General features: G+C 53.9%; 24 protein-coding genes and 1 pseudogene. 19 read left to right on the top strand and 6 right to left on the bottom strand.

Features of this window, described 5'->3' with window-relative positions; translation table 11 throughout:
* Positions 1 to 73 precede the first annotated feature (73 nt).
* From phoB to ACMGGR_RS16175, 7 genes are all read left to right on the top strand, one after another.
* Positions 74 to 763 (top strand): phosphate response regulator transcription factor PhoB, encoded by a 690-nt coding sequence (gene phoB, locus ACMGGR_RS16205; protein ID WP_246758503.1) that lies wholly within the window; start codon positions 74 to 76, stop codon positions 761 to 763.
* A 23-nt stretch (positions 764 to 786) separates the two neighbouring features.
* Positions 787 to 2,100, top strand: coding sequence for a phosphate regulon sensor histidine kinase PhoR (gene phoR / locus ACMGGR_RS16200; RefSeq protein WP_246758504.1), 1,314 nt, complete (start codon positions 787 to 789; stop codon positions 2,098 to 2,100).
* A 17-nt stretch (positions 2,101 to 2,117) separates the two neighbouring features.
* The gene (locus ACMGGR_RS16195) at positions 2,118 to 3,041 is read left to right on the top strand and encodes a PstS family phosphate ABC transporter substrate-binding protein (RefSeq protein WP_246758505.1); all 924 of its coding nucleotides are present in this window, start codon (positions 2,118 to 2,120) and stop codon (positions 3,039 to 3,041) included.
* Positions 3,042 to 3,385: 344 nt separating this feature from the next.
* Positions 3,386 to 4,489 carry a cobalamin-independent methionine synthase II family protein gene (locus ACMGGR_RS16190; RefSeq protein WP_414147326.1) on the top strand — a complete coding sequence of 368 codons (1,104 nt, stop codon included), beginning with the start codon at positions 3,386 to 3,388 and terminating at the stop codon, positions 4,487 to 4,489.
* A gap of 394 nt (positions 4,490 to 4,883) precedes the next feature.
* Complete coding sequence (gene brnQ, locus ACMGGR_RS16185; protein WP_414147325.1) at positions 4,884 to 6,206, top strand: branched-chain amino acid transport system II carrier protein; 1,323 nt, start codon at positions 4,884 to 4,886, stop codon at positions 6,204 to 6,206.
* 64 nt (positions 6,207 to 6,270) lie between these two features.
* Positions 6,271 to 7,626 (top strand): proline-specific permease ProY, encoded by a 1,356-nt coding sequence (gene proY / locus ACMGGR_RS16180; protein ID WP_246758510.1) that lies wholly within the window; start codon positions 6,271 to 6,273, stop codon positions 7,624 to 7,626.
* A 294-nt stretch (positions 7,627 to 7,920) separates the two neighbouring features.
* Positions 7,921 to 9,408 (top strand): RICIN domain-containing protein, encoded by a 1,488-nt coding sequence (locus tag ACMGGR_RS16175; protein ID WP_414147324.1) that lies wholly within the window; start codon positions 7,921 to 7,923, stop codon positions 9,406 to 9,408.
* 296 nt (positions 9,409 to 9,704) lie between these two features.
* On the opposite strand, the pseudogene ACMGGR_RS16170 reads toward ACMGGR_RS16175, so the two are convergent.
* Positions 9,705 to 9,875: pseudogene (locus ACMGGR_RS16170) on the bottom strand (filamentous hemagglutinin); the annotation flags it as partial.
* Between the two features lie 29 nt (positions 9,876 to 9,904).
* A complete protein-coding gene (locus ACMGGR_RS16165; protein ID WP_414147323.1) occupies positions 9,905 to 11,194 on the bottom strand; it encodes a histidine-type phosphatase in 1,290 nt (429 codons plus the stop codon).
* Positions 11,195 to 11,461: 267 nt separating this feature from the next.
* On the opposite strand from ACMGGR_RS16165, the gene ycgZ reads away from it, so the two are divergent.
* The 3 genes from ycgZ (at position 11,462) to ACMGGR_RS16150 (ending at position 12,467) form a co-directional block, all read left to right on the top strand.
* Complete coding sequence (gene ycgZ / locus ACMGGR_RS16160) at positions 11,462 to 11,707, top strand: regulatory protein YcgZ (protein ID WP_246758514.1); 246 nt, start codon at positions 11,462 to 11,464, stop codon at positions 11,705 to 11,707.
* 171 nt (positions 11,708 to 11,878) lie between these two features.
* A complete protein-coding gene (locus ACMGGR_RS16155) occupies positions 11,879 to 12,172 on the top strand; it encodes a hypothetical protein (protein WP_246758515.1) in 294 nt (97 codons plus the stop codon).
* A gap of 46 nt (positions 12,173 to 12,218) precedes the next feature.
* Positions 12,219 to 12,467: a biofilm/acid-resistance regulator YmgB/AriR gene (locus ACMGGR_RS16150; RefSeq protein ID WP_246758516.1), complete on the top strand. Its 249-nt coding sequence runs from the start codon at positions 12,219 to 12,221 to the stop codon at positions 12,465 to 12,467.
* A gap of 455 nt (positions 12,468 to 12,922) precedes the next feature.
* Here the strand turns inward: ACMGGR_RS16150 and ACMGGR_RS16145 are convergent, their stop codons facing one another.
* Positions 12,923 to 13,525, bottom strand: a complete 603-nt coding sequence (locus ACMGGR_RS16145; RefSeq protein WP_246758517.1) for a peroxiredoxin C — start codon at positions 13,523 to 13,525, stop codon at positions 12,923 to 12,925.
* A gap of 178 nt (positions 13,526 to 13,703) precedes the next feature.
* The gene (locus ACMGGR_RS16140) at positions 13,704 to 14,285 is read right to left on the bottom strand and encodes an ACP phosphodiesterase (RefSeq protein ID WP_246758518.1); all 582 of its coding nucleotides are present in this window, start codon (positions 14,283 to 14,285) and stop codon (positions 13,704 to 13,706) included.
* Positions 14,286 to 14,536: 251 nt separating this feature from the next.
* Between ACMGGR_RS16140 and queA the strand changes: the two genes are divergently transcribed.
* The 5 genes from queA to secF all read left to right on the top strand — a co-directional run bounded on the left by queA (position 14,537) and on the right by secF (position 20,036).
* On the top strand, positions 14,537 to 15,607 hold the full coding sequence (gene queA, locus ACMGGR_RS16135; protein WP_246758679.1) for a tRNA preQ1(34) S-adenosylmethionine ribosyltransferase-isomerase QueA: 1,071 nt from the start codon (positions 14,537 to 14,539) through the stop codon (positions 15,605 to 15,607).
* 96 nt (positions 15,608 to 15,703) lie between these two features.
* Positions 15,704 to 16,828 (top strand): tRNA guanosine(34) transglycosylase Tgt, encoded by a 1,125-nt coding sequence (tgt, locus tag ACMGGR_RS16130; protein WP_414147322.1) that lies wholly within the window; start codon positions 15,704 to 15,706, stop codon positions 16,826 to 16,828.
* 24 nt (positions 16,829 to 16,852) lie between these two features.
* Complete coding sequence (yajC, locus tag ACMGGR_RS16125; RefSeq protein WP_246758520.1) at positions 16,853 to 17,182, top strand: preprotein translocase subunit YajC; 330 nt, start codon at positions 16,853 to 16,855, stop codon at positions 17,180 to 17,182.
* Positions 17,183 to 17,209: 27 nt separating this feature from the next.
* Positions 17,210 to 19,057, top strand: coding sequence for a protein translocase subunit SecD (gene secD, locus ACMGGR_RS16120; RefSeq protein ID WP_246758522.1), 1,848 nt, complete (start codon positions 17,210 to 17,212; stop codon positions 19,055 to 19,057).
* A 10-nt stretch (positions 19,058 to 19,067) separates the two neighbouring features.
* Positions 19,068 to 20,036: a protein translocase subunit SecF gene (secF, locus tag ACMGGR_RS16115; RefSeq protein WP_246758523.1), complete on the top strand. Its 969-nt coding sequence runs from the start codon at positions 19,068 to 19,070 to the stop codon at positions 20,034 to 20,036.
* A gap of 43 nt (positions 20,037 to 20,079) precedes the next feature.
* On the opposite strand, the gene ACMGGR_RS16110 is transcribed toward secF, so the two are convergent.
* Together ACMGGR_RS16110 and lysM are read right to left on the bottom strand one after the other, a co-directional pair.
* Positions 20,080 to 20,634: a DUF3251 domain-containing protein gene (locus ACMGGR_RS16110; RefSeq protein ID WP_414147321.1), complete on the bottom strand. Its 555-nt coding sequence runs from the start codon at positions 20,632 to 20,634 to the stop codon at positions 20,080 to 20,082.
* Positions 20,635 to 20,640: 6 nt separating this feature from the next.
* Complete coding sequence (gene lysM / locus ACMGGR_RS16105; RefSeq protein ID WP_246758525.1) at positions 20,641 to 21,081, bottom strand: peptidoglycan-binding protein LysM; 441 nt, start codon at positions 21,079 to 21,081, stop codon at positions 20,641 to 20,643.
* Between the two features lie 211 nt (positions 21,082 to 21,292).
* On the opposite strand from lysM, the gene nrdR reads away from it, so the two are divergent.
* The 4 genes from nrdR (at position 21,293) to nusB (ending at position 23,841) form a co-directional block, all read left to right on the top strand.
* Positions 21,293 to 21,742, top strand: a complete 450-nt coding sequence (nrdR, locus tag ACMGGR_RS16100; protein WP_246758526.1) for a transcriptional regulator NrdR — start codon at positions 21,293 to 21,295, stop codon at positions 21,740 to 21,742.
* Between the two features lie 3 nt (positions 21,743 to 21,745).
* On the top strand, positions 21,746 to 22,846 hold the full coding sequence (gene ribD / locus ACMGGR_RS16095; RefSeq protein WP_414147320.1) for a bifunctional diaminohydroxyphosphoribosylaminopyrimidine deaminase/5-amino-6-(5-phosphoribosylamino)uracil reductase RibD: 1,101 nt from the start codon (positions 21,746 to 21,748) through the stop codon (positions 22,844 to 22,846).
* Between the two features lie 88 nt (positions 22,847 to 22,934).
* Positions 22,935 to 23,405 carry a 6,7-dimethyl-8-ribityllumazine synthase gene (gene ribE / locus ACMGGR_RS16090; RefSeq protein WP_246758528.1) on the top strand — a complete coding sequence of 157 codons (471 nt, stop codon included), beginning with the start codon at positions 22,935 to 22,937 and terminating at the stop codon, positions 23,403 to 23,405.
* A 16-nt stretch (positions 23,406 to 23,421) separates the two neighbouring features.
* Complete coding sequence (gene nusB / locus ACMGGR_RS16085; protein ID WP_125288408.1) at positions 23,422 to 23,841, top strand: transcription antitermination factor NusB; 420 nt, start codon at positions 23,422 to 23,424, stop codon at positions 23,839 to 23,841.
* The last annotated feature ends 8 nt before the right edge of the window (positions 23,842 to 23,849 follow it).

Raw genomic sequence — 23,849 nt, 5'->3', positions numbered from 1 at the left:
AAAAGTGTCATAAATCTGACGCATAATGACGCCGCATATCCAGTGACATCCCGTCACAAACGCAGGAGCAATGATGGCTAAGCGCATTCTGGTAGTCGAAGATGAAGCCCCAATCCGTGAGATGTTGTGTTTTGTTCTGGAGCAAAACGACTATCAGCCAATAGAAGCGGAAGATTATGACAGCGCGATCAGCATGTTAATTGAGCCGTGGCCCGATCTGATCCTGCTGGACTGGATGTTGCCAGGCGGCACCGGTATTCAGTTTATCCGTCATTTAAAGCGCGAAGCCATGACCCGCGATATTCCGGTGATGATGCTGACGGCGCGCGGCGAAGAAGAGGATCGCGTGCGGGGCCTGGAAGTGGGGGCTGACGACTATATTATTAAACCTTTTTCACCTAAGGAACTGGTTGCCCGCATTAAAGCGGTGATGCGCCGGATTTCGCCAATGGCGGTGGAGGAGGTGATTGAGATCCAGGGCCTGAGCCTGGACCCGTCTTCGCACCGCGTGATGTCAGAAACGCAGCCACTGGAGATGGGGCCGACCGAATATAAGCTGCTGCACTTCTTTATGACCCACCCCGAGCGCGTCTACAGCCGCGAGCAGTTGCTTAATCATGTCTGGGGCACTAACGTTTACGTGGAAGATCGTACCGTTGATGTGCATATCCGCCGCCTGCGTAAAGCGCTTGAACTGACCGGGCACGATCGTATGGTGCAGACCGTTCGCGGTACGGGCTACCGTTTCTCCGCACGTTACTGATCGTCCCCACTGGAGTTTTCACCGTGCTGGAACGCCTCTCCTGGAAGAGATTGCTGCTTGAGCTGCTGCTCGCCTGTCTGCCAGCGCTGATTATCGGTCTGCTCACCGGCTATCTGCCGTGGCTGCTGCTGCTGGCCGTGCTGGCCGTGCTGGGCTGGCATTTTTCTAACCTGCTTCGTCTTTCCCACTGGCTCTGGATCGATCGCAGTATCACGCCGCCAGCGGGACGCGGCAGCTGGGAACCGCTCTTCTATGGTCTTTATCAGATGCAGGCGCGTAACCGTCGTCGTCGTCGCGAGCTGGGGCATCTGATTAAACGTTTTCGCAGCGGCGCAGAATCCCTGCCCGATGCGGTGGTGCTGACCACGGAAGAGGGCACCATCTTCTGGTGTAACGGCCTGGCGCAGCAGCTGTTGGGACTGCGCTGGCCGGAAGATAACGGACAGAATATTTTAAATCTGCTGCGCTATCCGGAATTTACTCACTACCTGCGCGATCGCGATTTTTCTCGCCCTTTAACCCTGGTGCTGAACAGCCATCGCCATCTGGAATTTCGGGTAATGCCCTACAGCGAAGGCCAGTGGCTGCTGGTATCGCGTGACGTCACGCAAATGCATCAGCTGGAAGGCGCACGCCGTAACTTCTTCGCCAACGTCAGCCACGAACTACGCACGCCGCTTACCGTGCTGCAGGGCTATCTGGAGATGATGAGCGATGCGGTGCTGGAAGGCCCTTCGCGGGACAAAGCGCTGCACACTATGCAGGAACAAACGCGCCGCATGGATGCGCTGGTTAAACAGCTGCTGACGCTTTCAAGGATTGAAGCGGCACCCGCGCTGGATTTGCAGGAAAAAGTGGATGTGCCGCTGATGCTGCGACTGTTACAGCGCGAGGCGGAGACGCTTAGCCAGGGGCGGCACGATATTCATTTCTCTTTCGATCCGCATCTGCGGGTCTTTGGTAATGATGAACAGCTGCGCAGCGCCATTTCCAATCTGGTTTACAACGCCGTTAACCATACGCCGGAAGGCACGCGCATTGATATCAGCTGGCAAAAAACGGCGCAGGGTGCGCTGTTTAAAGTGAAGGATAACGGGCCTGGTATTGCTGCGGAGCACATTCCTCGTCTGACCGAACGCTTCTACCGGGTTGATAAAGCCCGTTCCCGGCAGACCGGTGGCAGCGGGCTGGGGCTAGCCATCGTCAAGCACGCGCTTGGCCATCACAATACGCGGCTGGAGATCGCCAGCCAGCCGGGTAAAGAGACCAGTTTTAGCTTCTTACTGCCGGCAAGGTTGATCGTGAGTGAGCAATTGACTCAGAATGCGGTTCACTGAGTGAGCGGACAAGATTAATGAAAAAGTTACTTTTGGCTTTTATGCTGCTGTGTTGCGTAAAAGCCGGGGCGGCCGAGGGGATGCTGTCTGGCAACCTTAGCAGCGTGGGATCAGACACGTTAGGCAATCTGATGGCGCTGTGGGCAGAAAGTTTTAACCGCCAGTATCCGGGCGTCAACGTGCAGATTCAGGCTGCGGGTTCGTCTACCGCGCCAACGGCATTGTCGGCAGGCGCAGCGCAGCTGGGCGCGATGAGTCGGCCAATGCAGGCCGTTGAGCGCCAGCTGTTTGAAAAACGCTATGGCTATGCGCCGCTGGCCGTGCCGGTGGCGCTGGATGCCTTAGTGGTGGTGGTAAACCAGGATAATCCGCTTGAGAGGATAAACGCTCAGCAGCTCGACGCTATTTTTTCCGTTACCCGCCGCTGCGGCGCAGACTTCACCGTCCATAGCTGGGGCGATTTACAGTTAAAACAACCGGCGTGGCAGCATCGGCCGCTACAGCGTTTTGGCCGTAACTCGGCGTCCGGCACCTGGGGCTTTTTCCGTCAGCAGGCATTATGCAACGGCGATTTCCGTAATGATGTCGGTGAATACCCTGGATCTGCGGCCGTCATTCAGGCGGTAGCGAGCACGCTGAACGGCATCGGCTACGCCAGCATGGGCGCGCATCTGACGGGAGTAAAAACGCTGCTGGTTTCGCCCGACGGCGTTAACTGGATAGCGCCTGGCGTCGCCAGTATTCGCAGCGGACGCTATCCCTATGCCCGCCCGCTTTATATCTATGTGAATAAAGCGCCGGGTCAGCCGCTTGAGCCATTGACCAAAGCTTTCTTACAGCATGCGCTGTCGCCGCAGGGTCAGGCACTGGTGCGGCAGGCGGGCTATCTGCCGCTCTCTGATGAGCAGCTCAACAGGGTCAGGGCGATGATCGGCGAGTAAGGCTGGCTGTTATGCTCTGTCCGTTATAATTGCTGAATCCGCCGTATCCTGTACGTGTTTGCTGCTCTTGTCCGTATCCACCTTATCCTGCATATATCCGCTTCGGCCCGCCCGTAGCGGTTTTGCCAGTTTCCGTTACGCCTGCTCATAGCGGTTTTATACCGGCTTCTTCACATCAACATGAATTTTTTTCATGTAATGTGAAATTTCTTCGTTTGCCGTTAAATCTTTCTCATGACATTCTTACTTCCAGCCATTTAGACATCCAGAAGTCTGGTGATGTTTAGAGATAACACTTTTACCGTTAAATGATGTGCCCGTCCGCAGGCCAGGAGTGACCGAAAATGCAAAGAGAATCAGCCCAGTATCGCGCCGAAGTTGTTGGCAGTTTCCTGCGTCCTGCTGCGATTAAACAGGCTCGCGAACAGTTTCAGACAGGTGAAATCGACGCCGCCGCGCTGCGCCAGATTGAAGATGAAGCCATCCGTGACGTGGTTGAGCAACAGCGCGCCAGCGGGCTGAAAGTGGTCACCGACGGCGAATTCCGCCGTGCGTGGTGGCACTTTGATTTCTTCGACGGCCTGGAAGGCGTAGAGCGTTATGAGGCGGAGCAGGGTATTCAATTCAACGGCGTGCAGACCAAGGCTCGCGGCGTGAAGGTGACCGGCAAGCTGGGCTTTGGCAATCATCCCATGCTGGAAGATTTTCGTTTCCTGAAAAGCATCAGCGGCGACGCTATTCCAAAAATGACCATCCCAAGCCCGAGCGTGCTGCATTTTCGCGGTGGTCGTAAGGTTATTGACGCCAACGTTTATCCGGACCTGAAAGAGTATTTTAACGATCTGGCGCTGACGTACCGTGCGGCCATTAAAGGCTTTTATGAGGCGGGCTGCCGTTATCTACAGCTGGACGATACCGTCTGGGCCTATTTATGTTCTGAAGATCAAAAGCGTCAGATACGCGAACGCGGTGACAATCCGGAAGAGCTGGCTAACATTTATGCGCAGGTACTGAACAAAGCGCTGGAAGGCAAACCGGAAGATATGACCGTAGGCCTGCACGTTTGTCGCGGCAACTTCCGCTCAACGTGGATTTCTGAAGGCGGCTATGAGCCGGTGGCGGAGATCCTTTTCGGCACGGTGAAGGTCGACGCCTTCTTCCTGGAATATGACAATGAGCGTTCTGGCGGTTTTGAGCCGCTGCGCTTTATCAGGCCGGGCAAGCAGCAGGTTGTGCTGGGCCTGATCACCACGAAAAACGGTGAGCTGGAAGAGGCGGAAACGGTGAAAAAGCGCATTAACGAGGCGGCACAGTTTGTCAGCCTGGAGCAGATTTGCCTGAGCCCGCAGTGCGGCTTTGCCTCGACGGAAGAGGGCAACAGCCTGACGGAAGAGCAGCAGTGGGCCAAGCTGCGTCTGGTTGTCGATATCGCTAAACAGGTCTGGTAAGCCAGGCAAATAATGCAAAAGGCGCGTTTATACGCGCCTTTTGTGCATCCAGCGGTAAATTCGTGCAGAAAATAACGCCGCAAAGCGCAAAAAAGATACAAATCATGTAAGGCATCCAGCCGTTAAACCAGACTTATTAACTGGTGTGTACTATTTCTGCGTTATATTACTCTGGTTTCTCGATCCCGTATTGTCTTTCTCCGCTATAAACGTTTTACTTAGCGCCGTTTTAAATTTATTTCCCTGGAAAAAAGAACATAAACAGCGTAATCACGCCGTTCGACGTCAGCAGGAAATCGACTGCCGCGACGGAGACTGAGCGATCGATGCGTGCAGGGAAATAAAGCCAACATCACGCATTCACTTAACACCAGTACAGGCATATCCGCTTCTTATGACAAAACGTTTAACTTCTAAAGACATCCTCGCGCTGGGCTTTATGACTTTTGCCCTGTTCGTTGGTGCCGGTAACATTATTTTTCCACCTATGGTTGGTATTCAGTCCGGGGAACATGTCTGGATTGCGGCGCTTGGCTTTTTGCTGACGGCGGTTGGACTGCCGGTTATTACCGTCATTGCGCTGGCGCGAGTCGGCGGGGGCATCGACGCGCTTAGCTCGCCAATCGGTAAAGCAGCAGGCATTGTGCTGGCGACAGTCTGCTATCTGGCCGTTGGGCCGCTGTTTGCCACACCGCGCACCGCGACCGTCTCTTTCGAAGTGGGTATTGCTCCGCTGACCGGCGATGGCGCACTGCCTTTGTTCATTTATAGCCTGATCTACTTTTCGCTGGTGATTGGCATTTCGCTCTATCCGGGCAAACTGCTGGATACCGTTGGCCATATTCTGGCACCGCTGAAGATCGTTGCGCTGGGCGTGCTGGGCATCGCCGCGCTGATCTGGCCCGCAGGCGGCCTGGCTCCGGCAACGGAATCGTATCAGCATGCCGCGTTCTCCAGCGGATTTATTAACGGCTATCTGACCATGGATACGCTGGGCGCGCTGGTATTCGGTATCGTTATCGTTAACGCAGCCCGTTCCCGCGGCGTAAGCGAAGCGGGTCTGCTGACACGTTACACCATCATTGCCGGCCTGATTGCGGGCGTGGGTTTGACGCTGGTTTACCTGACCCTGTTTAAGCTGGGTTCCGACAGTGCTTCTATCGTCGATCAGAATGCCAACGGCGCGGCCATCCTGCACGCCTATGTACAGCATACTTTTGGCAGCGTAGGCAGCCTGTTCCTTGCCGCGCTCATTTTCGTTGCCTGTATGGTAACGGCGGTGGGCCTGACCTGCGCCTGTGCCGAGTTCTTCCAGCAGTATCTGCCGCTGAGCTATCGCCAGCTGGTGTTTATTCTGGGCCTGTTCTCGATGCTGGTATCTAATCTGGGTCTTAGCCAGCTGATTCAGTTCTCTATTCCGGTACTGACGGCGATCTATCCGCCTTGTATCGTGCTGATCCTGCTGAGCTTTACGCTGCGTTGGTGGAATAAAAGCAGCCGTATTATCGCGCCGACCATGCTGGTCAGCCTGATCTTCGGCATTATTGACGGCATTAAAACCACCGGTTTTAAAGACGCGCTGCCTGCTTTTACCAGCAGCCTGCCGCTGGCTGAGCAAGGCCTGGCCTGGCTGCCGCCTTCGCTGGCTATGCTGGTTGTCGTTGTTCTGTGCGACCGCGTCATGGGACAGAAGGCTGTGAATGCGCATCAGCAGTAAAATGTGATACCTTCTCCTGCCCATCTCCGGCAGGAGAAGTCGACAGAACTTAAGCAGATGAAAAATGGAAAATAATACCCTCAAAAAGGGCCTGAGTACCCGCCACATTCGTTTTATGGCACTGGGCTCTGCCATTGGCACCGGCCTGTTCTACGGTTCGGCCGATGCGATGAAAATGGCCGGTCCGAGCGTCATCCTCGCCTATATTATCGGCGGCGCTATCGCCTATATCATCATGCGCGCGCTGGGCGAAATGTCGGTTAATAACCCCCAGTCCAGCTCCTTCTCGCGCTATGCCCAGGACTACCTCGGCCCGCTGGCGGGTTACATCACTGGCTGGACCTATTGCTTTGAAATTTTGATTGTCGCTATTGCCGACGTCACCGCCTTTGGCATCTATATGAGCGTCTGGTTTCCGGACGTGCCGCACTGGGCCTGGGTGCTGAGCGTGGTGCTTATTATCGGCGCCATTAACCTGGCGACGGTCAAAGTCTTTGGCGAAGTCGAATTCTGGCTGTCGCTGTTCAAGGTAGCCACCATCATCATTATGATCGTGGCGGGCATCGGGATTATCTTCTGGGGTATCGGCAACGGCGGTAAGCCGACCGGCATCAGTAATCTGTGGACGAACGGCGGCTTCTTTGCGCACGGCGTTATCGGGATGGTGCTGTCGCTACAGATTGTGATGTTTGCCTATGGCGGTATTGAGATTATCGGCATTACCGCTGGCGAAGCGAAGGATCCGGCTACCTCTATTCCCCGCGCAATTAATACCGTGCCGCTGCGTATTCTGGTGTTCTATGTAGGCACGCTGTTTGTGATTATGTCGATCTATCCATGGAACCAGGTGGGCACCAACGGCAGCCCATTTGTGCTGACCTTCCAGCATATGGGTATTGCGGCAGCGGCGGCCATTCTGAACTTTGTGGTCATTACGGCTTCGCTTTCGGCGATTAACAGCGATGTGTTTGGCGTTGGTCGTATGCTGCACGGTATGGCAGAGCAGGGCCATGCGCCCGCGATGTTTGCAACCGTATCTCGTCGCGGCATTCCGTGGATCACGGTGCTGGTGATGATGGTAGCCATGCTGATTGCCGTCTATCTGAACTACCTGATGCCGGAAAAAGTTTTCCTGGTCATCGCCTCGCTGGCCACCTTTGCAACCGTCTGGGTGTGGATTATGATCCTGTTCGCGCAGATTGGCTTCCGCCGCTCGCTGACGCCAGCCCAGGCGAAAGAGCTTAAGTTCGCTATGCCTGGCGGCGTGTTTACCGCTATCGTCGGCATTCTGTTCCTGTTCTTTATCATCGGCCTGATCGGCTACTTCCCGGATACCCGCGTGTCGCTTTACGTCGGCATCGGCTGGATAGTGCTGCTGCTGGCAAGCTGGATGCTGGTGAAAAAGAGAATCAAAGCATAATAAAAAGCCGCCTTCGATGAAGGCGGCTTCCTTCCTCGCTTCCACGCCTGCAAGATGCTCTCAGTAAGACACGAACCCAGTGGAAAGAGATAACTTAAAGGCGGCGGCAATATTGACGCTTTCCTCTACGTTTCTGGCTTGTGCCAACAACCTGACCTGATGAACTGCCTTATTCAGACTGTGTATCCTGTTATCTGCTAACAGAAGAGGGCAGAAAATATTAATTAATGGGATAACTTATTCGTTAGGGATATTTTTCTCATAGACTATTCTTTTTTTTATAAGGATATATCTGTGAAAGTAAGGAAACTATTATCGCCAATCGTTGCGAGCCTCGCCGTCAGCTTTTTTGCCTCAGCCGCACAGCAAGATTTTTATCCCCTGAAAAATAACGCTATCGGCAATGCGTCCTGTTTAACCCTTGCGAGTGATGGAGCCAGTTTACTTTTTTCGGCCTGTAGTGACGTTAGTTCACAACAGTGGAAGCTGGAAAAATTTGAAGCATATTACTATATACGCAATAAATCCTCGGAAAAATGTTTACGCACTCTGGGTAACGGCACTACCGTTAAACTGGGCACCTGTAGCGGCGACGGTTATACCTCAATGCGGCTATGGGATATAAAAGAAGGAAGGGCAGGCGTTATTACCTTAAGAAATAAATACAATAACGATTTGGGGAAAAAACAAACGCTTAATGCGACTTCCGCCACCAATATCGGTATGTCAACCGCCAGCAACGTAGAGCAGATGCAATGGCACTATGCTGGCGAGATCCCTGCGCCAGTACGAGCAATAACGGGGACAAAGAAAGTTCTGTTAATGGCAACGCACTTTAATGGCGTTACGCCAAACGATCCGGAACCCATTCGCAAAGCAGTATTAGGGGAACGGGATAGCGATGCCTCACTTCGTAACTATGTGAAGCAGGCCTCTCATGGGAAGCTTAATCTTACAGGGATATTTCTGCGTAACGTCAATATTGGCGACCGTCCTGCTACCTGCAGCTCCAGCAATATTTTGTCGAGCGCTCGTGCTGCCGCGCTAAAGTTGGGGGTAAATCCGGCTGATTATGATTATCTTTTCGTGGATATTTCGCGCACTTCCGCCTGTTCGTTTGAAGGTTTAGCGGCCATGCCGGGGAACTGGATTATTTCTAATAATGTCGGTCATAAAGTCTGGATGTGGTCCCATGAGTTTGGCCATAATTTAGGTTTTCAGCATTCCGCAACCTTAAAAAGCTGTCCGGTTACAGGGGGGATCGTCCAGCTTAATTCGGCCTGTACGCAAGGTGGCGGAGGTGACGCTACAGACACCATGGGTGGCGGAGGTAGCAAACTCTATCCGGCGAACTATCAGCATTACACCACCTGGTTAAATGACACAGAGATGCCTGTTATTACAAAAGCGGGCATTTATAATCTTTATCCTCTTTTTTCAGAAAATATGATCGTACCCGTTAGCCGCTCAGACGGTCGACGAGGCTATCGGATTAAGCGTAATGATGGCTCTGTCCTGGTGCTGGAGTATCGCCAGCCGAAGGGGACTTTTGAAAAGTGGGACAGCAATGATCCCTTTGTTAACGGCGTTACTGTGCGTGTAATGCACTACAGCGGCAGCTCGGTTAAAAGCGTACTTGTCGACACCACGCCTGAAACTTCGTCTAATAAAGATGCGCCTTTACTGCCCGGGAAGGCTATCTATGATGAGCTTTCAGGGAAATATATTCGCGTTATTAAAATAGATACCTGGGGCGCCCTTATTCAGATTGAAGACCGCTGATCGTTATAAGCGTTTTTTACTGTAGTGATAAAGTTAACGCCAGATACTGCCGTCTGGCGTTATTTTTATAACGGCTTTAAAAGTAAAACAATAATTTATTACTCCTAACCTTTATTCATTGCGATAATTCTTCTCGGTCTGGGCGTCTGGCATACCACCAGAACTGAGTTAGCGTGCACGTAAGACGCTACCGCCCCGACGACCGTATGGGCCATCGCTTTTGCTTACGGGTTACCTTCGGTCAGCTTGTGTATCTGCTCAGCAAGGTAGGGTGAGGCTGCACCGCTGATGGCCTTACCGCTATTACCGGGCGTGTGGATATTGATTTGCGGCGTGCCGTTAGCGGAGTGGATGATAGTTGGCTGCTGTTTGCCGGGAGTATGCCGATCGGCAACAATGCCCGCGCTGACCGTCAGGCTGACAAACCCCAGCGCAATAAGTAGGGCAAACGCAGGCGGGGCCGCAGCAAATTACCCGGCCCGGTAATATTTACGCTTTAATCAGGATAAGCGACGGGCTGCCGCAATGATGGGTCTATGTTCTTCGCGATACGCTGCATGGCGGTCTGAAAAGGGCAAAGCGTGCCGACCGGTGTTTTTGCACAGCCTTTAAAATTTAGCTCTGTCAGCAGCGGCAAATTTGTCGGGCCGAGCGGCGTCAGCTGGCGCAGCTGCGTCAGGCTCTGTGCCTGAAAATAAATACGGATAAAGCGCTTGTCGCCAAGCCGCCAGCGCTCAAAAACCAGACTGCCGCCAGGGGGGATATTGCCGTGTGGATAGTCCTCCTGCTGCCAGCTAAAATTCAGCATCGTACGCAGCCAGGCAATATTGATATCGTGAGCCACGTAGAATAGCCAGCGCACGTCCGGCGGACTATTTATGGAAGAAGGGTGCGGCGCAATATTTATGCCTGAAGCCAGGGCGCTGTCGATTTGCGCCATTAACAGCGAGGCACCACGTTTTGCCACCCCGGGCAAATCATTGGTGTAATCATACTTAAAACTCAGCAGCGGCAGCAGCTTCACCAGATCGGCCTGGCTCGTCACGTTGCCGAAAGCGACATCTTTCAGCGGCTTGTTTTCGCTCCATTCCAGCCGCAGCGTTTCCGCCATAGCCGCCAGCGTATCCAGTCCCTGCATGCCAATCGTACCGTTTGACCAGACGGTAAGCTGCCAGCGCTGGCTAAAAGCGGGGCAGGGCTGCTGTGGCAGGCAGACGGCCTGTTTCAATGCGGCAATTTGTGGCCATAAGCGCCGCTGTGCTTCCTGCACATTACCGCCCAAAGCGCGAAGTGCCTGCTGGTAATGAGCGGCAGCCTCGGCTTTGCTGGCCCTGCCCGGCGGATAATGAAATAGCGGGTCGTCCTTCTCTTCCGAATGAACCACTACGCCACAGCCGGGAAAAGCCGCCTCGGCTATGGCCTGAGCCGTTGCTCTGGTACGCTGCATAGGGCTGGCGCGCACGTAAAAATCCCCCTTAGCCGGGCAGCCTGTCCTTAACAGTCCCGCTTTAAGATAGCCATCACGCTCAAAACGGCCTTTCAGCCAGGCGGCGGTATAGCCGTGTCCCGTCAGGTAGCCATCCGTTGTCTGCCAGCTGGCCCAGCGCCTGGCGGAACCCGCTTCTATCGCGCTACGGTTATCTGGTGAAGGAGGGCGAACGCCGTGTCGGCTAACCTCAACCACTTTCTCCAGAACATACTGCGTTTCGGCCTTTGCACAGGGGCAAACCAGGATGGACAAAGCCGAGAGCAGCACGCCAGATGACCAAAGAGCAAACTTGTACATGCGTAAAGTCCCTGTTATTAAACCGCAGCGGTCGATTGTGCTAAATGTGAGCAGAAAGAGTAAAAAACAAAGAGATATGAGCATGAAGAGCCAAAATAACCCTCTCATTGCCCGTAACCACAGAGCAATACCCTGTCAGCAGCCCCTTTTGCAACAACTTTTTTTCGTTGTACAACTTCAAAATAGCTGTACACATTTACTGAAAATGGTTAACTTAAGCGCAGAAAAATTTAAATACGTTTTAACCTACCGACTGAAGGGGGCTGTATGCGTCAGGATGGATCTAACCCGAAAACTGAAGACGATATCAGTCGTTACTTCAGTAAGGCGATGATGCCCTCTCAACAAGAGACGTTGGGGCAGATTGTTGTTGAGATTCTGCGCTCTGGCAGAAATATTAATCGCAAAGCGATCTGCTCAAAATTACTGAGGCGCCTTGAGTTGGCTTCAGATGCAGAGCAGGAAAAGCATTACCACGAGCTGATTGGCATGCTGTTTGGCCGTGAGGACTGAGTTCCTGGGCTTGAATGATTATAAAAGTTCGTAACTTTTCTGCTCGGTCCGGTCTGCTTTCTCGCTAATGCTTTGTCGGCGGCGGCTGGCAAATTTTTTGCGTATCACAACAGGCAACCGGGAACTGTGACCCCTTCTATGGGCTCACATCACTGAATCAGAGAAGCGGTTATGTACAGAAACGACGAAGAAAAACTGGTTGATATAGTTCTGGGTGAGGCCGTTCTCGCGTTGTTGAAAGGCGATGCCGCCATTAATAACGCTGCTCTTATACGCCAGCTGCAGGCGATGAGCGCGGTAGAGAAAAACGCGACCCGACAGCGTGCCTGCCGTCAGGCTATTACCGACGTCAGAAACAATATCAAATCCGGCAGCAATCGCTATACGCACGAGATCCGTGACACCGATAACGTCACGCATCTGTTTACCAGCGAAGGCCCGCCGAACGGCACTAAAAAACATTGAATAACTTCAGGTGGCGTTGTTCCGCCCCTTTATAAAGGCGAAAATTATGCAGCAGCAATCTTCAGAGTCCGGGATCCTCGAACACTTCCAGAAGGAAGGCGAATTACTGGCTCAGGAAACAAAAGTTATTGGTGCGGTGATCAGAGAGATCGTCGCGGCAGGCGGCTATGTCACCAATAAAAGCATCATCCTGAAACTGATAGAAAAGCTGGAAAACACCTCTGATGTTGTGCAGCTTGATATCTATCGTCAGGCGCTGGAAGTGGTGGTCGCCCGTACACCTGATGACGCATAACCCATAGGGACGCTCTGAGTAGCCTCAGTGAGCCGTGGCAGGTAAACGGGGGAACGGCCGCTCGGGCGTTTCTGGCGGGGTAAGAAATCAGTGGAAGCGTTCGAGAAGTGAGCGGAAAGCTTGCTGGATAATGGCCTGCATCTGTTCATCGCGGGTTTGTGCACTATAAACCTGAAGACGAATCAGGATGTTATGTCTGCCTACAGGCTCTCCGGCTTCCAGCAGTTCGGTAACGGCCCTGCCGATAAGAGCGCAAATTTCTGAAGAATAAGCGGGTTTTGTTGGGGGCACTTGTTTCCCTCGTTAAGGTGTACCTGTCGACAGGGTAGCACAGCGAGCAGTTAAGTACACTTTCGCAACATCAATAACGTAATAATCCCACACGTAACTATCTCCCGACCATTTTTGGCACATAAAAAAGCCCGCCGAAGCGAGCTTTGTTCTGCTAAGTAAAATTACAGCTTGGCAGCGTGTTCAGACAGGTATTTTGCCACGCCGTCCGGAGAAGCGCCCATACCTTCTTTACCTTTTTCCCACTGAGCCGGGCACACTTCGCCGTGCTCTTCGTGGAACTGCAGCGCGTCAACCATACGCAGCATTTCGTCAACGTTACGGCCCAGCGGCAGATCGTTAACAACCTGATGACGAACCACACCGGCTTTGTCGATCAGGAAAGAACCGCGCAGGGCAACGCCCGCGTCCGGATGCTCAATACCGTAAGCTTTCTGGATCTCACGTTTGATGTCAGCAACCATTGCGTATTTCACTTCGCCGATGCCGCCTTTTTCAACCGGCGTTTTACGCCATGCGTTGTGCACGAACTCGGAGTCGAAGGAAACGCCAACGACTTCCACGCCGCGCTTCTGGAACTCTTCGTAACGCTTGTCGAAAGCGATCAGCTCAGAAGGGCAAACGAAGGTGAAGTCCATTGGCCAAAAGAACACAACGGTGGCTTTACCAGCGGTGTGTTTTTTAAAGTTGAAGTTTTCAACGATTTCACCGTTGCCCAGTACGGCAGCAGCAGTAAAATCAGGGGCTTGACGAGTTACGAGAACCATAGTCACTCCTGTAAGGATAAATTAAGGGAAACGGTCGCCAGTATGGGGCGACATCGGTTTGCAAACCAGCGATAAGCGCCGATTTCTCGGATAGGTCTTACCTATCAAAATCCATGTTTTTTCAAGGCAATCGCCTACAATAACCTTTTTTATGAAAAGGGCAAGAAGCAATCAATTTTCACAGCGACTGCCGTCGCGCTTTCGCCATCATCTGCGGGTAGAACTGCCAGAATAGCTCATCGAATAGCTGATAATTGTCGGTAAAATCCTGATAGCAGTCCGCCAGCGCCGCCAGGCGAGGCCGTCTGCTGGCCATCCCGCTCAGCACATTTTGCAGATAAGGCGCTTCGGCGTACTTCTCCATCCAGCGATCGGTCCACAGATAGCGGTTCAAATTTTGAAAACGTTCTGGCGTGCCGGGCAGGTGGGGGCTTATTAGCGTCCTGGCCTGCTGTAAAAAGTCTGGTAAAGACGTTTCCGGAACGATTTTATCCCAGTGACGTGACAGAAAATGATCCCAGATGACGTCCAGCGCAATAGGCGAAACGCGATAGGTTTCTGCCCGGAAATAGCCACGCGCAGTGCGGACTTCCGGCAAGGCATCGGTCATAACGTCAATGCGGCGATGCAGCAAAATGCCGAGCGCGACCTCGTCGGGCCAGACTTCTCGTGGATTGCCACGAACGAAATCGGCCATCAGGTTGCCAAGCAGCGAGCTATCGGCAAGCGTGGCCAGATGAAGATGTGCAAGAAAGTTCATCGCGGCAGTATACCTGCTTCTTTCACGTTTGCGGAAAATGAAAGGGGCAGGGGAGATTTTCAAACCGCCGTTGCGCACAGTTTGTCCTGATACTCTCTTAACAACCTCTGATTTGCGCAGGTCATCAGCTGTTTTTTACTTTGATTGTGGTTATGTTATAGCCGCATCGGTCATTAGATAACGCGGATTGTTTAGAAACGACGGGATTTCAGCTAGAATGTGCGCCCTGATTTCTCTGACAGTGAATGACCATGCGCGTTGCCGATTTTTCTTTTGAGTTACCCGAATCTTTGATTGCCCATTATCCGCAGGCCCAGCGTAGCGGATGCCGTCTGCTTTCCCTTAACGGGCCGGACGGCGAGCTAACGCATGGGGTGTTCACCGATTTGCTGGATTTACTCAATCCGGGCGATTTGCTGGTTTTCAATAATACGCGGGTGATCCCGGCGCGCGTGTTTGGTCGTAAAGCCAGCGGCGGAAAAATAGAAGTGCTGGTTGAACGCATGCTGGATGAGCATCGCGTACTGGCGCACATTCGCGCTTCAAAAGCGCCTAAGCCTGGCGCTGAACTGCTGCTGGGTGATGATGAAAGCGTGAAGGCGACGATGGTTGCCCGTCACGACGCGCTGTTTGAGCTGCATTTTGATGATGAACGTGCCGTACTGGATATTCTGGATGCCGTTGGCCACATGCCGCTGCCGCCTTATATCGACCGTCCTGATGAAGACGCGGACCGCGAGCTTTATCAGACCGTGTACAGCGAACGTCCGGGCGCGGTAGCGGCCCCTACCGCCGGGCTGCATTTCGATGAGCCGCTGCTGGAGGCGCTGCGCGCTAAAGGGATTGAAACGGCTTTCGTTACGCTGCACGTGGGTGCCGGTACTTTCCAGCCGGTTCGCGTAGAAAGCATTGAAGATCACATTATGCACGCCGAATATGCCGAAGTGCCGCAGGAAGTGGTAGACGCGGTGCTGGCCTGTAAAGCGCGCGGCAATCGCGTGGTTGCCGTAGGGACAACTTCTGTTCGCTCGCTGGAAAGCGCGGCGGCGGCGGCAAAGGATGCGCTGATTGCGCCATTTTTTGACGACACCAAAATTTTTATCTATCCCGGCTACGAATACCAGGTTATCGATGCGCTGGTCACTAACTTCCATCTGCCGGAATCGACGCTGATTATGCTGGTCTCGGCGTTTGCGGGCTACCGCAATACCATGCACGCCTATCAGCAGGCCGTGGCCGAAAAGTACCGTTTCTTCAGCTATGGCGATGCGATGTTTATTACCCGCAACCCGCAGGCAATTAACGAGCAGGTCAGCCAATAATTTTTAGCAGCCGGTTTGGCCGGTTGTGATACTCAGCGCGCATCTTGCGCGGTGATTTACTCTGAATCATCAGACTGTCTCTCTGGTGGAGGTAACGTGAAGTTTGAATTAGATACTACTGACGGGCGCGCGCGCCGTGGCCGTTTGGTCTTCGATCGCGGCGTGGTGGAAACCCCGGCATTTATGCCTGTGGGTACCTACGGCACGGTAAAAGGCATGACGCCGGAAGAGGTACAGGATACCGGCGCGCAGATTATCCTTGGCAACACCTTCCATTTATGGCTGCGTCCGGGCCAGGAAATCATGAAGCTGCACGGCGATCTGCATGACTTTATGCAATGGAAAGGCCCTATTCTGACCGATTCCGGCGGTTTTCAGGTCTTTAGCCTGGGCGATATCCGCAAAATCACCGAAGCGGGCGTGCATTTCCGCAACCCAATCAACGGCGACAAAATTTTCCTCGATCCCGAAAAGTCGATGGAGATCCAATTCGATCTCGGTTCCGATATCGTGATGATCTTCGATGAATGTACCCCTTATCCTGCCGACTGGGATTACGCAAAAAATTCCATGGAAATGTCGCTGCGCTGGGCAAAACGCAGCCGCGACCGCTTTGATTCGCTTGGTAATAAAAACGCGCTGTTCGGGATTATTCAGGGTGGTGTTTACGAAGATTTACGAGATGTCTCGGTAAAAGGGCTGGTAGAGATCGGCTTTGATGGTTACGCTGTGGGCGGCCTGGCGGTCGGCGAGCCAAAAGAAGACATGCACCGTATTCTTGAGCACGTTTGCCCGCAAATCCCGGAAGACAAACCGCGCTACCTGATGGGCGTCGGCAAGCCGGAAGATTTGGTTGAAGGCGTCCGCCGCGGCGTTGATATGTTTGACTGCGTGATGCCTACCCGAAACGCTCGTAACGGCCACCTGTTCGTTACCGACGGCGTAGTGAAAATCCGTAACGCGAAATATAAAGATGACACGTCGCCGCTGGATGCAGAGTGCGATTGCTACACGTGTCGCCATTATAGCCGCGCTTATCTGTATCATCTTGACCGTTGCAACGAAATACTGGGCGCGCGTCTGAACACGATTCATAACCTGCGTTATTACCAGCGCCTGATGGCGGGTTTACGCAAGGCTATTGAAGAGGGTAGATTAGAGCGCTTTGTTACCGAATTCTACGAGCGGACGGGCAAGACGGTTCCACCGTTAAACGTCTGATAATTAAACAATGAGGGAAAATTAATGAGCTTGTTCATTTCCGACGCAGTGGCAGCCGCCGCGCCAGCACAGGGAAGCCCGTATTCGCTGGTGATTATGCTGGTGGTTTTTGGTCTGATCTTCTACTTCATGATCCTGCGCCCGCAGCAGAAGCGCAGCAAAGAACACAAAAAACTGATGGACTCAATCTCCAAAGGGGACGAAGTGCTGACCACCGGTGGCCTGGTTGGACGCGTAACCAAAGTCGCGGAAACCGGCTATGTAGCTATCGCGCTGAACGATACAACGGAAGTTGTGGTCAAACGTGATTTCGTGGCTGCCGTTCTGCCGAAAGGTACGATGAAGGCGCTGTAATTTTTTGTTTTCCCTAAGGGAACTGCCGTGTTAAACCGTTATCCTTTGTGGAAGTACATCATGCTGGTCGCCGTACTGCTCGTCGGCCTGCTGTATGCACTGCCCAACCTGTATGGTGAGGATCCGGCTGTTCAGATCACCGGCGCGCGCGGAAGCGCCGCCAGTGAGCAGACGCTGAATCAGATCCAGGAAGCTTTAAAACAAGACAATATCCAGAGCAAATCTATCGCGCTGGAAAACGGCGCTATCATGGCGCGCTTCGCTAACGGCGACGTGCAGCTGCGCGCCCGTGACGCTATCAGCAAAGTGCTGGGCGAAGATTACGTGGTGGCACTTAACCTTGCGCCTGCAACGCCGACCTGGCTGAGCATGCTGGCCGCAGAGCCGATGAAACTCGGTCTCGATCTGCGCGGCGGCGTACACTTCCTGATGGAAGTCGATATGGACACTGCCCTGGGCAAGCTCCAGGAACAGAACATCGACAACCTCAGAAGCGACCTGCGTGACAAAAATATCCCCTACACCAACGTGCGCAAAACGGACAATTACGGCCTGGAGATTCGCTTTCGCGATGAACAGTCTCGTGATGCCGCCGTTAGCTATCTGACCGGTCGCCACCGTGACCTGGTGATCAACGCCAGCGGCAGCAACATGCTGCGAGCGGTGATGTCTGACGATCGCATGCGTGAAGCGCGGGAATATGCTGTTCAGCAGAACATCACTATTCTACGTAACCGTGTTAACCAGCTGGGCGTGGCTGAACCGCTGGTGCAGCGTCAGGGCTCTGACCGCATCGTGGTCGAGCTGCCTGGTATTCAGGACACGGCGCGGGCGAAAGAGATTCTGGGCGCAACCGCAACGCTGGAATTCCGTCTGGTTAACACCTCCGTTGATCCAACGGCGGCGGCCAACGGTCGCGTACCGGGCGATTCTGAAGTGAAGAATACCCGTGACGGCCAGCCGGTAACGCTGTACAAGCGCGTGATCCTGACCGGTGACCACATCACTGACTCCACGTCGAGCCAGGATGAGTACAACCAGGCACAGGTAAACATCTCGCTGGACAGCGCGGGCGGCAACATCATGTCCAACTTCACCAAGGATAATATCGGCAAACCAATGGCAACGCTGTTTGTGGAATACAAAGACAGCGGTAAGAAAGATGCTAACGGTCGCGCCATCCTGGCGAAGCAGGAAGAGGTGATTAACGTGGCGAATATCCAGTCCCGACTGGGTAACAGCTTCCGTATCACCGGCATCAGCAACCCGAACGAAGCGCGTCAGCTGTCGCTGCTGCTGCGTGCCGGTGCGCTGATTGCGCCAATCCAGATTGTGGAAGAACGCACCATTGGTCCAACGATGGGTGCGCAGAACATCACTCAGGGTCTGGAAGCCTGCCTGTGGGGCCTGATCGCTTCTATCGTCTTTATGGTGGTTTACTACCGTAAGTTCGGCATGATCGCCACTACCGCGCTGATTGCTAACCTGGTGCTGATTGTCGGCATCATGTCGCTGCTGCCGGGCGCAACGCTGACCATGCCGGGTATTGCCGGTATCGTCCTGACGCTGGCGGTCGCGGTGGATGCTAACGTGCTGATTAACGAGCGTATCAAGGAAGAGCTGAAGAACGGGCGTTCCGTTCAGCAGGCCATCCATGAGGGCTACAGCGGCGCGTTCTCCAGTATCATCGATGCTAACGTGACCACGCTTATCACGGCGATCATTCTTTACGCTGTTGGTACAGGGTCCATCAAAGGCTTTGCTATCACCACGGCAATTGGTGTGGTGACGTCTATGTTTACCGCTATTGTCGGTACTCGCGCCATCGTCAACCTGCTGTACGGCGGTAAACGCATCAACAAGCTGTCTATTTGAGGAGTGCGTTGTGGCACAGGACTATAGCGTTGAACAACTAAACTACGGGCGTAAAGTGCATGACTTTATGCGCTGGGATAAACTGGCCTTTACCCTTTCCGGCCTGCTGCTGATCGCCTCTTTTGTGATCATGGGCGTGAAAGGGTTTAACTGGGGACTGGATTTCACCGGCGGTACGGTCATTGAAATTACCCTGGAAAAACCGGCCGAGCTGGACAACCTGCGCGGCGCGCTGGAGAAAGCGGGTTTCACCGATCCGCAGGTGCAGAACTTCGGCAGCAGCCGTGACGTACTGGTGCGTATGTCTCCTCACGAGGGGAACGCGGGCCAGGAGCTGGGTAACAAGGTGGTGAGCATTCTCAACCAGGCTACCCAGCAGAACGCAACGGTTAAGCGCATTGAGTTTGTTGGCCCGAGCGTGGGTAGCGATCTGGCGCAGACCGGCGGCATGGCGCTGCTGGTAGCGCTGATCGCCATTCTCGTTTATGTCGGCTTCCGCTTTGAGTGGCGCCTGGCGTTAGGCGCGGTACTGGCGCTGGCGCACGACGTGATTATCACTATGGGCATTCTCTCTCTGTTCCACATTGAGATTGATTTGACCATTATCGCGTCGTTAATGTCGGTTATCGGCTACTCGCTGAACGACAGCATCGTGGTATCGGACCGTATTCGTGAGAACTTCCGCAAGATCCGTCGCGGCACGCCTTACGAAATATTTAACGTCTCGCTGACGCAGACGCTGAGCCGTACCATTATGACTTCCGCCACCACGCTGGTGGTGGTGCTGATGCTGTTTATCTTTGGCGGCGCGCTGCTGGAAGGCTTCTCGCTGACCATGCTGATTGGCGTCTCCATCGGTACCATCTCGTCAATCTACGTGGCATCGGCGCTGGCGCTGAAGCTGGGGATGAAGCGTGAGCATCTGCTGCAGCAAAAAGTGGAGAAAGAGGGCGCGGACCAGCCTTCGATTCTGCCTTAAGCTGTTGTCGATATGAAAAAGCGCCGCTAATGCGGCGCTTTTTTTATGGCGCTGGCGCCGTTTGCGTCACCAGATCGTGAACGCGCACGTAGCCAAGCTGTTCCGGCGGCACATTGCTCAGGCGCAGCGGGACGGTGACCTCGCTACGCGGCAACAGGGAGGCAGCCACGCTAAAGGTCTGGTTCTGACTGTTAGCCTGTAGCGGTTTGCCGGTCACCGGATCCAGCTCGCCCCATTCTACCGTCGCGGTAAAAGCGGGCAGCGTATTATCGGCGGCGGCGCGAATATGCAGTATCGCGCGCGTGCCGTTAGCTTCGCTTTCGATATGGCTCAGCGACAGGCGCACCTTACCCAGCTGACTTGCAAGCTCTACTGCCGTGTTGGTGCTCGGCAGCAGCCACGCGCCCTGGTTAGAATTGCTGTTAAGCATGTTCTGCTGGGTAAGCGCGGTGGCCTGTTGGGTCAGCTGGCGCATCTCCGTATTCAGTTTACCAACCTGGTTATGCAGCTTGTTAATCTGCGGCTGCTGCGGCGAAGCGCAGCTTGCCAGCAGCGTAACCAGAGGCAATAGCAATGCCTTTTTAAGGTATCTGGCCATGTGCGCCTACTGAGGAATACGTAAGGTCTGACCCGGATAAATTTTATTCGGATCGGAGAGCATCGGCTTGTTGGCTTCAAAAATCTGGTTGTACTTGTTTGGATCGCCATACACTTCTTTGGAAATCGCGCTCAGCGTATCGCCTTTTTTCACGGTGTAGAATTTGGCTTCTGGCGCTGCCTGGTCAACCTTGACGTTATCTTCAACGTGGGTGATACCGGCTACGTTACCGGCGGCCACCAGGATCTTTTCTTTCAGCTCTTGCGAAATGCTGTCGCCGCTGATGCTGGCTTTATCGCCATCCACCTTGACGTCAACCTTATCGCTGCCCGGCAGGCCCAGCTTGTGGATATACTCTTTCAGCTTCGCGCTTTGGTCTTCACCCGCGCCGCTCACTGAATCCCATAATTTCTCGCCAGCTTCTTTTACAAAGTTAAATAAACCCATATATCCTCCGGCTAGTCCTTGTTTTAAAAAAAATAACGCTGTTGCGTTTGGTTATTATAGCGGGTTTAACAAATCCTTCCGGCTTCAGCGCCGCGCCGCTGTCTGAAAAGCTCTCCCGGTTCAGAAAGAACAGCAAAAGACCGGGCTAATATTTTGTTGATCGCCACTTCGCGCTACACTGTGGACAATTTTCCAGGATCCAGGAATTATCATGCATTGCCCGTTCTGTTCTGCTGTGGATACCAAAGTCATCGATTCTCGCCTGGTGGGGGAAGGAACCTCGGTGCGCCGTCGTCGTCAGTGTCTGGTATGCCATGAGCGCTTTACCACTTTTGAGGTTGCCGAACTGGTGATGCCGCGCGTGGTGAAGAGCAATGATATCCGCGAGCCGTTTAACGAAGACAAGCTGTGCAGCGGCATTATGAAAGCGCTGGAGAAAAGGCCGGTTAGCGCCGACGACGTGGAAAACGCCGTCAGCCATATCAAAAGCAAGCTGCGCTCTACCGGCGAGCGCGAGGTGCCCAGCAAAATGATCGGCAATCTGGTGATGGATGAGCTTAAGAAGCTGGATAAGGTGGCCTATATCCGCTTTGCCTCGGTGTACCGCAGCTTTGAAGATATCCGCGAATTCGGCGAAGAAATCGCCCGGCTACAGGATTAAGGCATGGATGAACTCTATATGGCGCGGGCGCTGGAACTGGCCAGGCGCGGGCGCTTTACTACCACACCCAATCCCAACGTAGGCTGCGTCATTGTCCGGGACGGCGAGGTGGTGGGCGAAGGCTATCACTTTCGCGCGGGCGAACCGCATGCCGAAGTGCATGCGCTGCGGATGGCGGGCGAAAAAGCTCGCGGGGCAACGGCTTATGTTACGCTGGAACCCTGTAGCCATCACGGACGCACGCCGCCTTGCTGCGACGCGCTGATTGCCGCTGGCGTTACCCGCGTAGTCGCCGCCATGCAGGATCCCAATCCGGAAGTGGCAGGGCGCGGGCTGTATCGTTTGCAGCAGGCCGGCATTGAAGTCAGTCACGGGCTGATGATGCAGGAAGCGGAGGCGCTCAATCGCGGCTTTCTTAAGCGCATGCGCACCGGTTTTCCCTGGGTACAGCTCAAGCTGGGTGCCTCGCTGGATGGCCGCACCGCGATGGCCAGTGGCGAAAGCCAGTGGATTACTTCACCCGAAGCACGACGCGACGTGCAGCGTCTGCGGGCGCAAAGCTCCGCTATCCTGAGCACCAGCGCCACCGTACTGGCGGACAATCCTTCCCTGACCGTGCGTTGGGATGAGCTGAACAGCGATATTCAGACCGATTACGCGCAACAGGATCTGCGGCAGCCGATAAGGGTGGTGATTGACAGCGATAACCGCGTCACGCCACAGCATCGTCTGATTACCCAGCCTGGCGAAACCTGGCTGGCGCGCCAGCAGCCTGATGAAAGAGAGTGGCCAGCAAACGTTACGCAGCTCCCGGTGCCGCGTCTCAACGGGCAGACAGATTTGGTCTCTTTGCTGATGCTGCTGGGACGCCGCCAGATTAATAACGTCTGGGTAGAAGCGGGCGCACAGCTGGCCGGCGCGCTGCTGGCCGCTGGCGTAGTCGACGAGCTGATTATTTATCTGGCCCCAAAATTACTGGGCGATGCGGCACGCGGTTTGTGCCATCTGCCCGCTTTAGCACAACTTGCTGAAGCGCCAGCGTTTACATTCAGCGATATTCGTCAGGTTGGGCCAGATTTACGCCTGACGCTGACGCCACGATAAGGCTCTGTAGAAAGCGGAAGCAGAGTGCTAAAGAGTGTGATAGAATCCGCCCCCCTGCGGGGCTATAACAAACCCTGAAAGGAAGATTATGAACGTTATTGAAGCTGCTGTTGCTACTCCTGATGCGCGCGTGGCCATTGTTATTGCGCGTTTCAACAACTTTATCAACGACAGCCTGTTGAGCGGTGCCCTGGATGCGCTGAAGCGTATTGGCCAGGTAAAAGATGAAAACATCACCGTTATCTGGGTTCCGGGCGCTTATGAAATGCCAATGACCGCGCGCGCGCTGGCTAACGCCGGCAAGCATGACGCGGTTGTCGCGCTGGGCACCGTGATCCGTGGCGGTACTGCCCACTTCGAATATGTAGCGGGTGAGGCCAGCTCTGGCCTGGCCAGCGTCGCCATGAACAGCGATATTCCGGTTGCCTTTGGCGTCCTGACCACGGAAAACATTGAGCAGGCCATCGAGCGCGCCGGAACCAAAGCGGGTAATAAAGGGGCTGAAGCTGCCCTGACCGCACTCGAAATGATTAACGTATTGAAAGCCATTAAAGCCTGATTTTAAGGGGAATTTTGTGAAACCTGCTGCTCGTCGCCGCGCCCGTGAATGTGCTGTCCAGGCGCTTTACTCCTGGCAGTTGTCCAAAAATGACATCTCCGATGTCGAATACCAGTTTCTGGCGGAGCAAGACGTCAAAGACGTTGATATCAGCTATTTCCGCGAGCTGCTGGGCGGCGTTGCGACCAACAGCGCGTACCTTGACGGCCTGATGAAGCCGTATCTTTCCCGCCAGCTGGAAGAGCTGGGCCAGGTGGAGAAAGCGATTCTACGTATTTCGCTGTACGAGCTGAGCAAGCGCTCCGACGTTCCCTATAAAGTGGCGATTAACGAAGGCATTGAGCTGGCGAAAGTCTTTGGTGCTGAAGACAGCCATAAATTCGTTAACGGCGTGCTGGATAAAGCCGCACCGCATATCCGCCCTAACAAGAAGTAATCCTCCCA

Source organism: Erwinia sp. BNK-24-b, from assembly GCF_047456155.1.
Classification (GTDB): Bacteria; Pseudomonadota; Gammaproteobacteria; order Enterobacterales; family Enterobacteriaceae; genus Erwinia; species Erwinia phyllosphaerae.
The sequence above is the reverse complement of the archived record's forward strand: the minus strand, read 5'-3'. Positions and strand labels throughout refer to the sequence as shown.

Excerpts from the sequence above, each read along its gene's own strand:
- phoB (WP_246758503.1), top strand. The coding sequence starts at position 74 with ATGGCTAAGCGCATTCTGGTAGTCGAAGATGAAGCCCCAATCCGTGAG.
- ACMGGR_RS16195 (WP_246758505.1), top strand. The coding sequence starts at position 2,118 with ATGAAAAAGTTACTTTTGGCTTTTATGCTGCTGTGTTGCGTAAAAGCC.
- ACMGGR_RS16190 (WP_414147326.1), top strand. The coding sequence starts at position 3,386 with ATGCAAAGAGAATCAGCCCAGTATCGCGCCGAAGTTGTTGGCAGTTTC.
- brnQ (WP_414147325.1), top strand. The coding sequence starts at position 4,884 with ATGACAAAACGTTTAACTTCTAAAGACATCCTCGCGCTGGGCTTTATG.
- proY (WP_246758510.1), top strand. The coding sequence starts at position 6,271 with ATGGAAAATAATACCCTCAAAAAGGGCCTGAGTACCCGCCACATTCGT.
- ACMGGR_RS16165 (WP_414147323.1), bottom strand. The coding sequence starts at position 11,194 with ATGTACAAGTTTGCTCTTTGGTCATCTGGCGTGCTGCTCTCGGCTTTG.
- ycgZ (WP_246758514.1), top strand. The coding sequence starts at position 11,462 with ATGCGTCAGGATGGATCTAACCCGAAAACTGAAGACGATATCAGTCGT.
- ACMGGR_RS16155 (WP_246758515.1), top strand. The coding sequence starts at position 11,879 with ATGTACAGAAACGACGAAGAAAAACTGGTTGATATAGTTCTGGGTGAG.
- ACMGGR_RS16150 (WP_246758516.1), top strand. The coding sequence starts at position 12,219 with ATGCAGCAGCAATCTTCAGAGTCCGGGATCCTCGAACACTTCCAGAAG.
- ACMGGR_RS16145 (WP_246758517.1), bottom strand. The coding sequence starts at position 13,525 with ATGGTTCTCGTAACTCGTCAAGCCCCTGATTTTACTGCTGCTGCCGTA.
- ACMGGR_RS16140 (WP_246758518.1), bottom strand. The coding sequence starts at position 14,285 with ATGAACTTTCTTGCACATCTTCATCTGGCCACGCTTGCCGATAGCTCG.
- queA (WP_246758679.1), top strand. The coding sequence starts at position 14,537 with ATGCGCGTTGCCGATTTTTCTTTTGAGTTACCCGAATCTTTGATTGCC.
- yajC (WP_246758520.1), top strand. The coding sequence starts at position 16,853 with ATGAGCTTGTTCATTTCCGACGCAGTGGCAGCCGCCGCGCCAGCACAG.
- ACMGGR_RS16110 (WP_414147321.1), bottom strand. The coding sequence starts at position 20,634 with ATGGCCAGATACCTTAAAAAGGCATTGCTATTGCCTCTGGTTACGCTG.
- lysM (WP_246758525.1), bottom strand. The coding sequence starts at position 21,081 with ATGGGTTTATTTAACTTTGTAAAAGAAGCTGGCGAGAAATTATGGGAT.
- nrdR (WP_246758526.1), top strand. The coding sequence starts at position 21,293 with ATGCATTGCCCGTTCTGTTCTGCTGTGGATACCAAAGTCATCGATTCT.
- ribD (WP_414147320.1), top strand. The coding sequence starts at position 21,746 with ATGGATGAACTCTATATGGCGCGGGCGCTGGAACTGGCCAGGCGCGGG.
- ribE (WP_246758528.1), top strand. The coding sequence starts at position 22,935 with ATGAACGTTATTGAAGCTGCTGTTGCTACTCCTGATGCGCGCGTGGCC.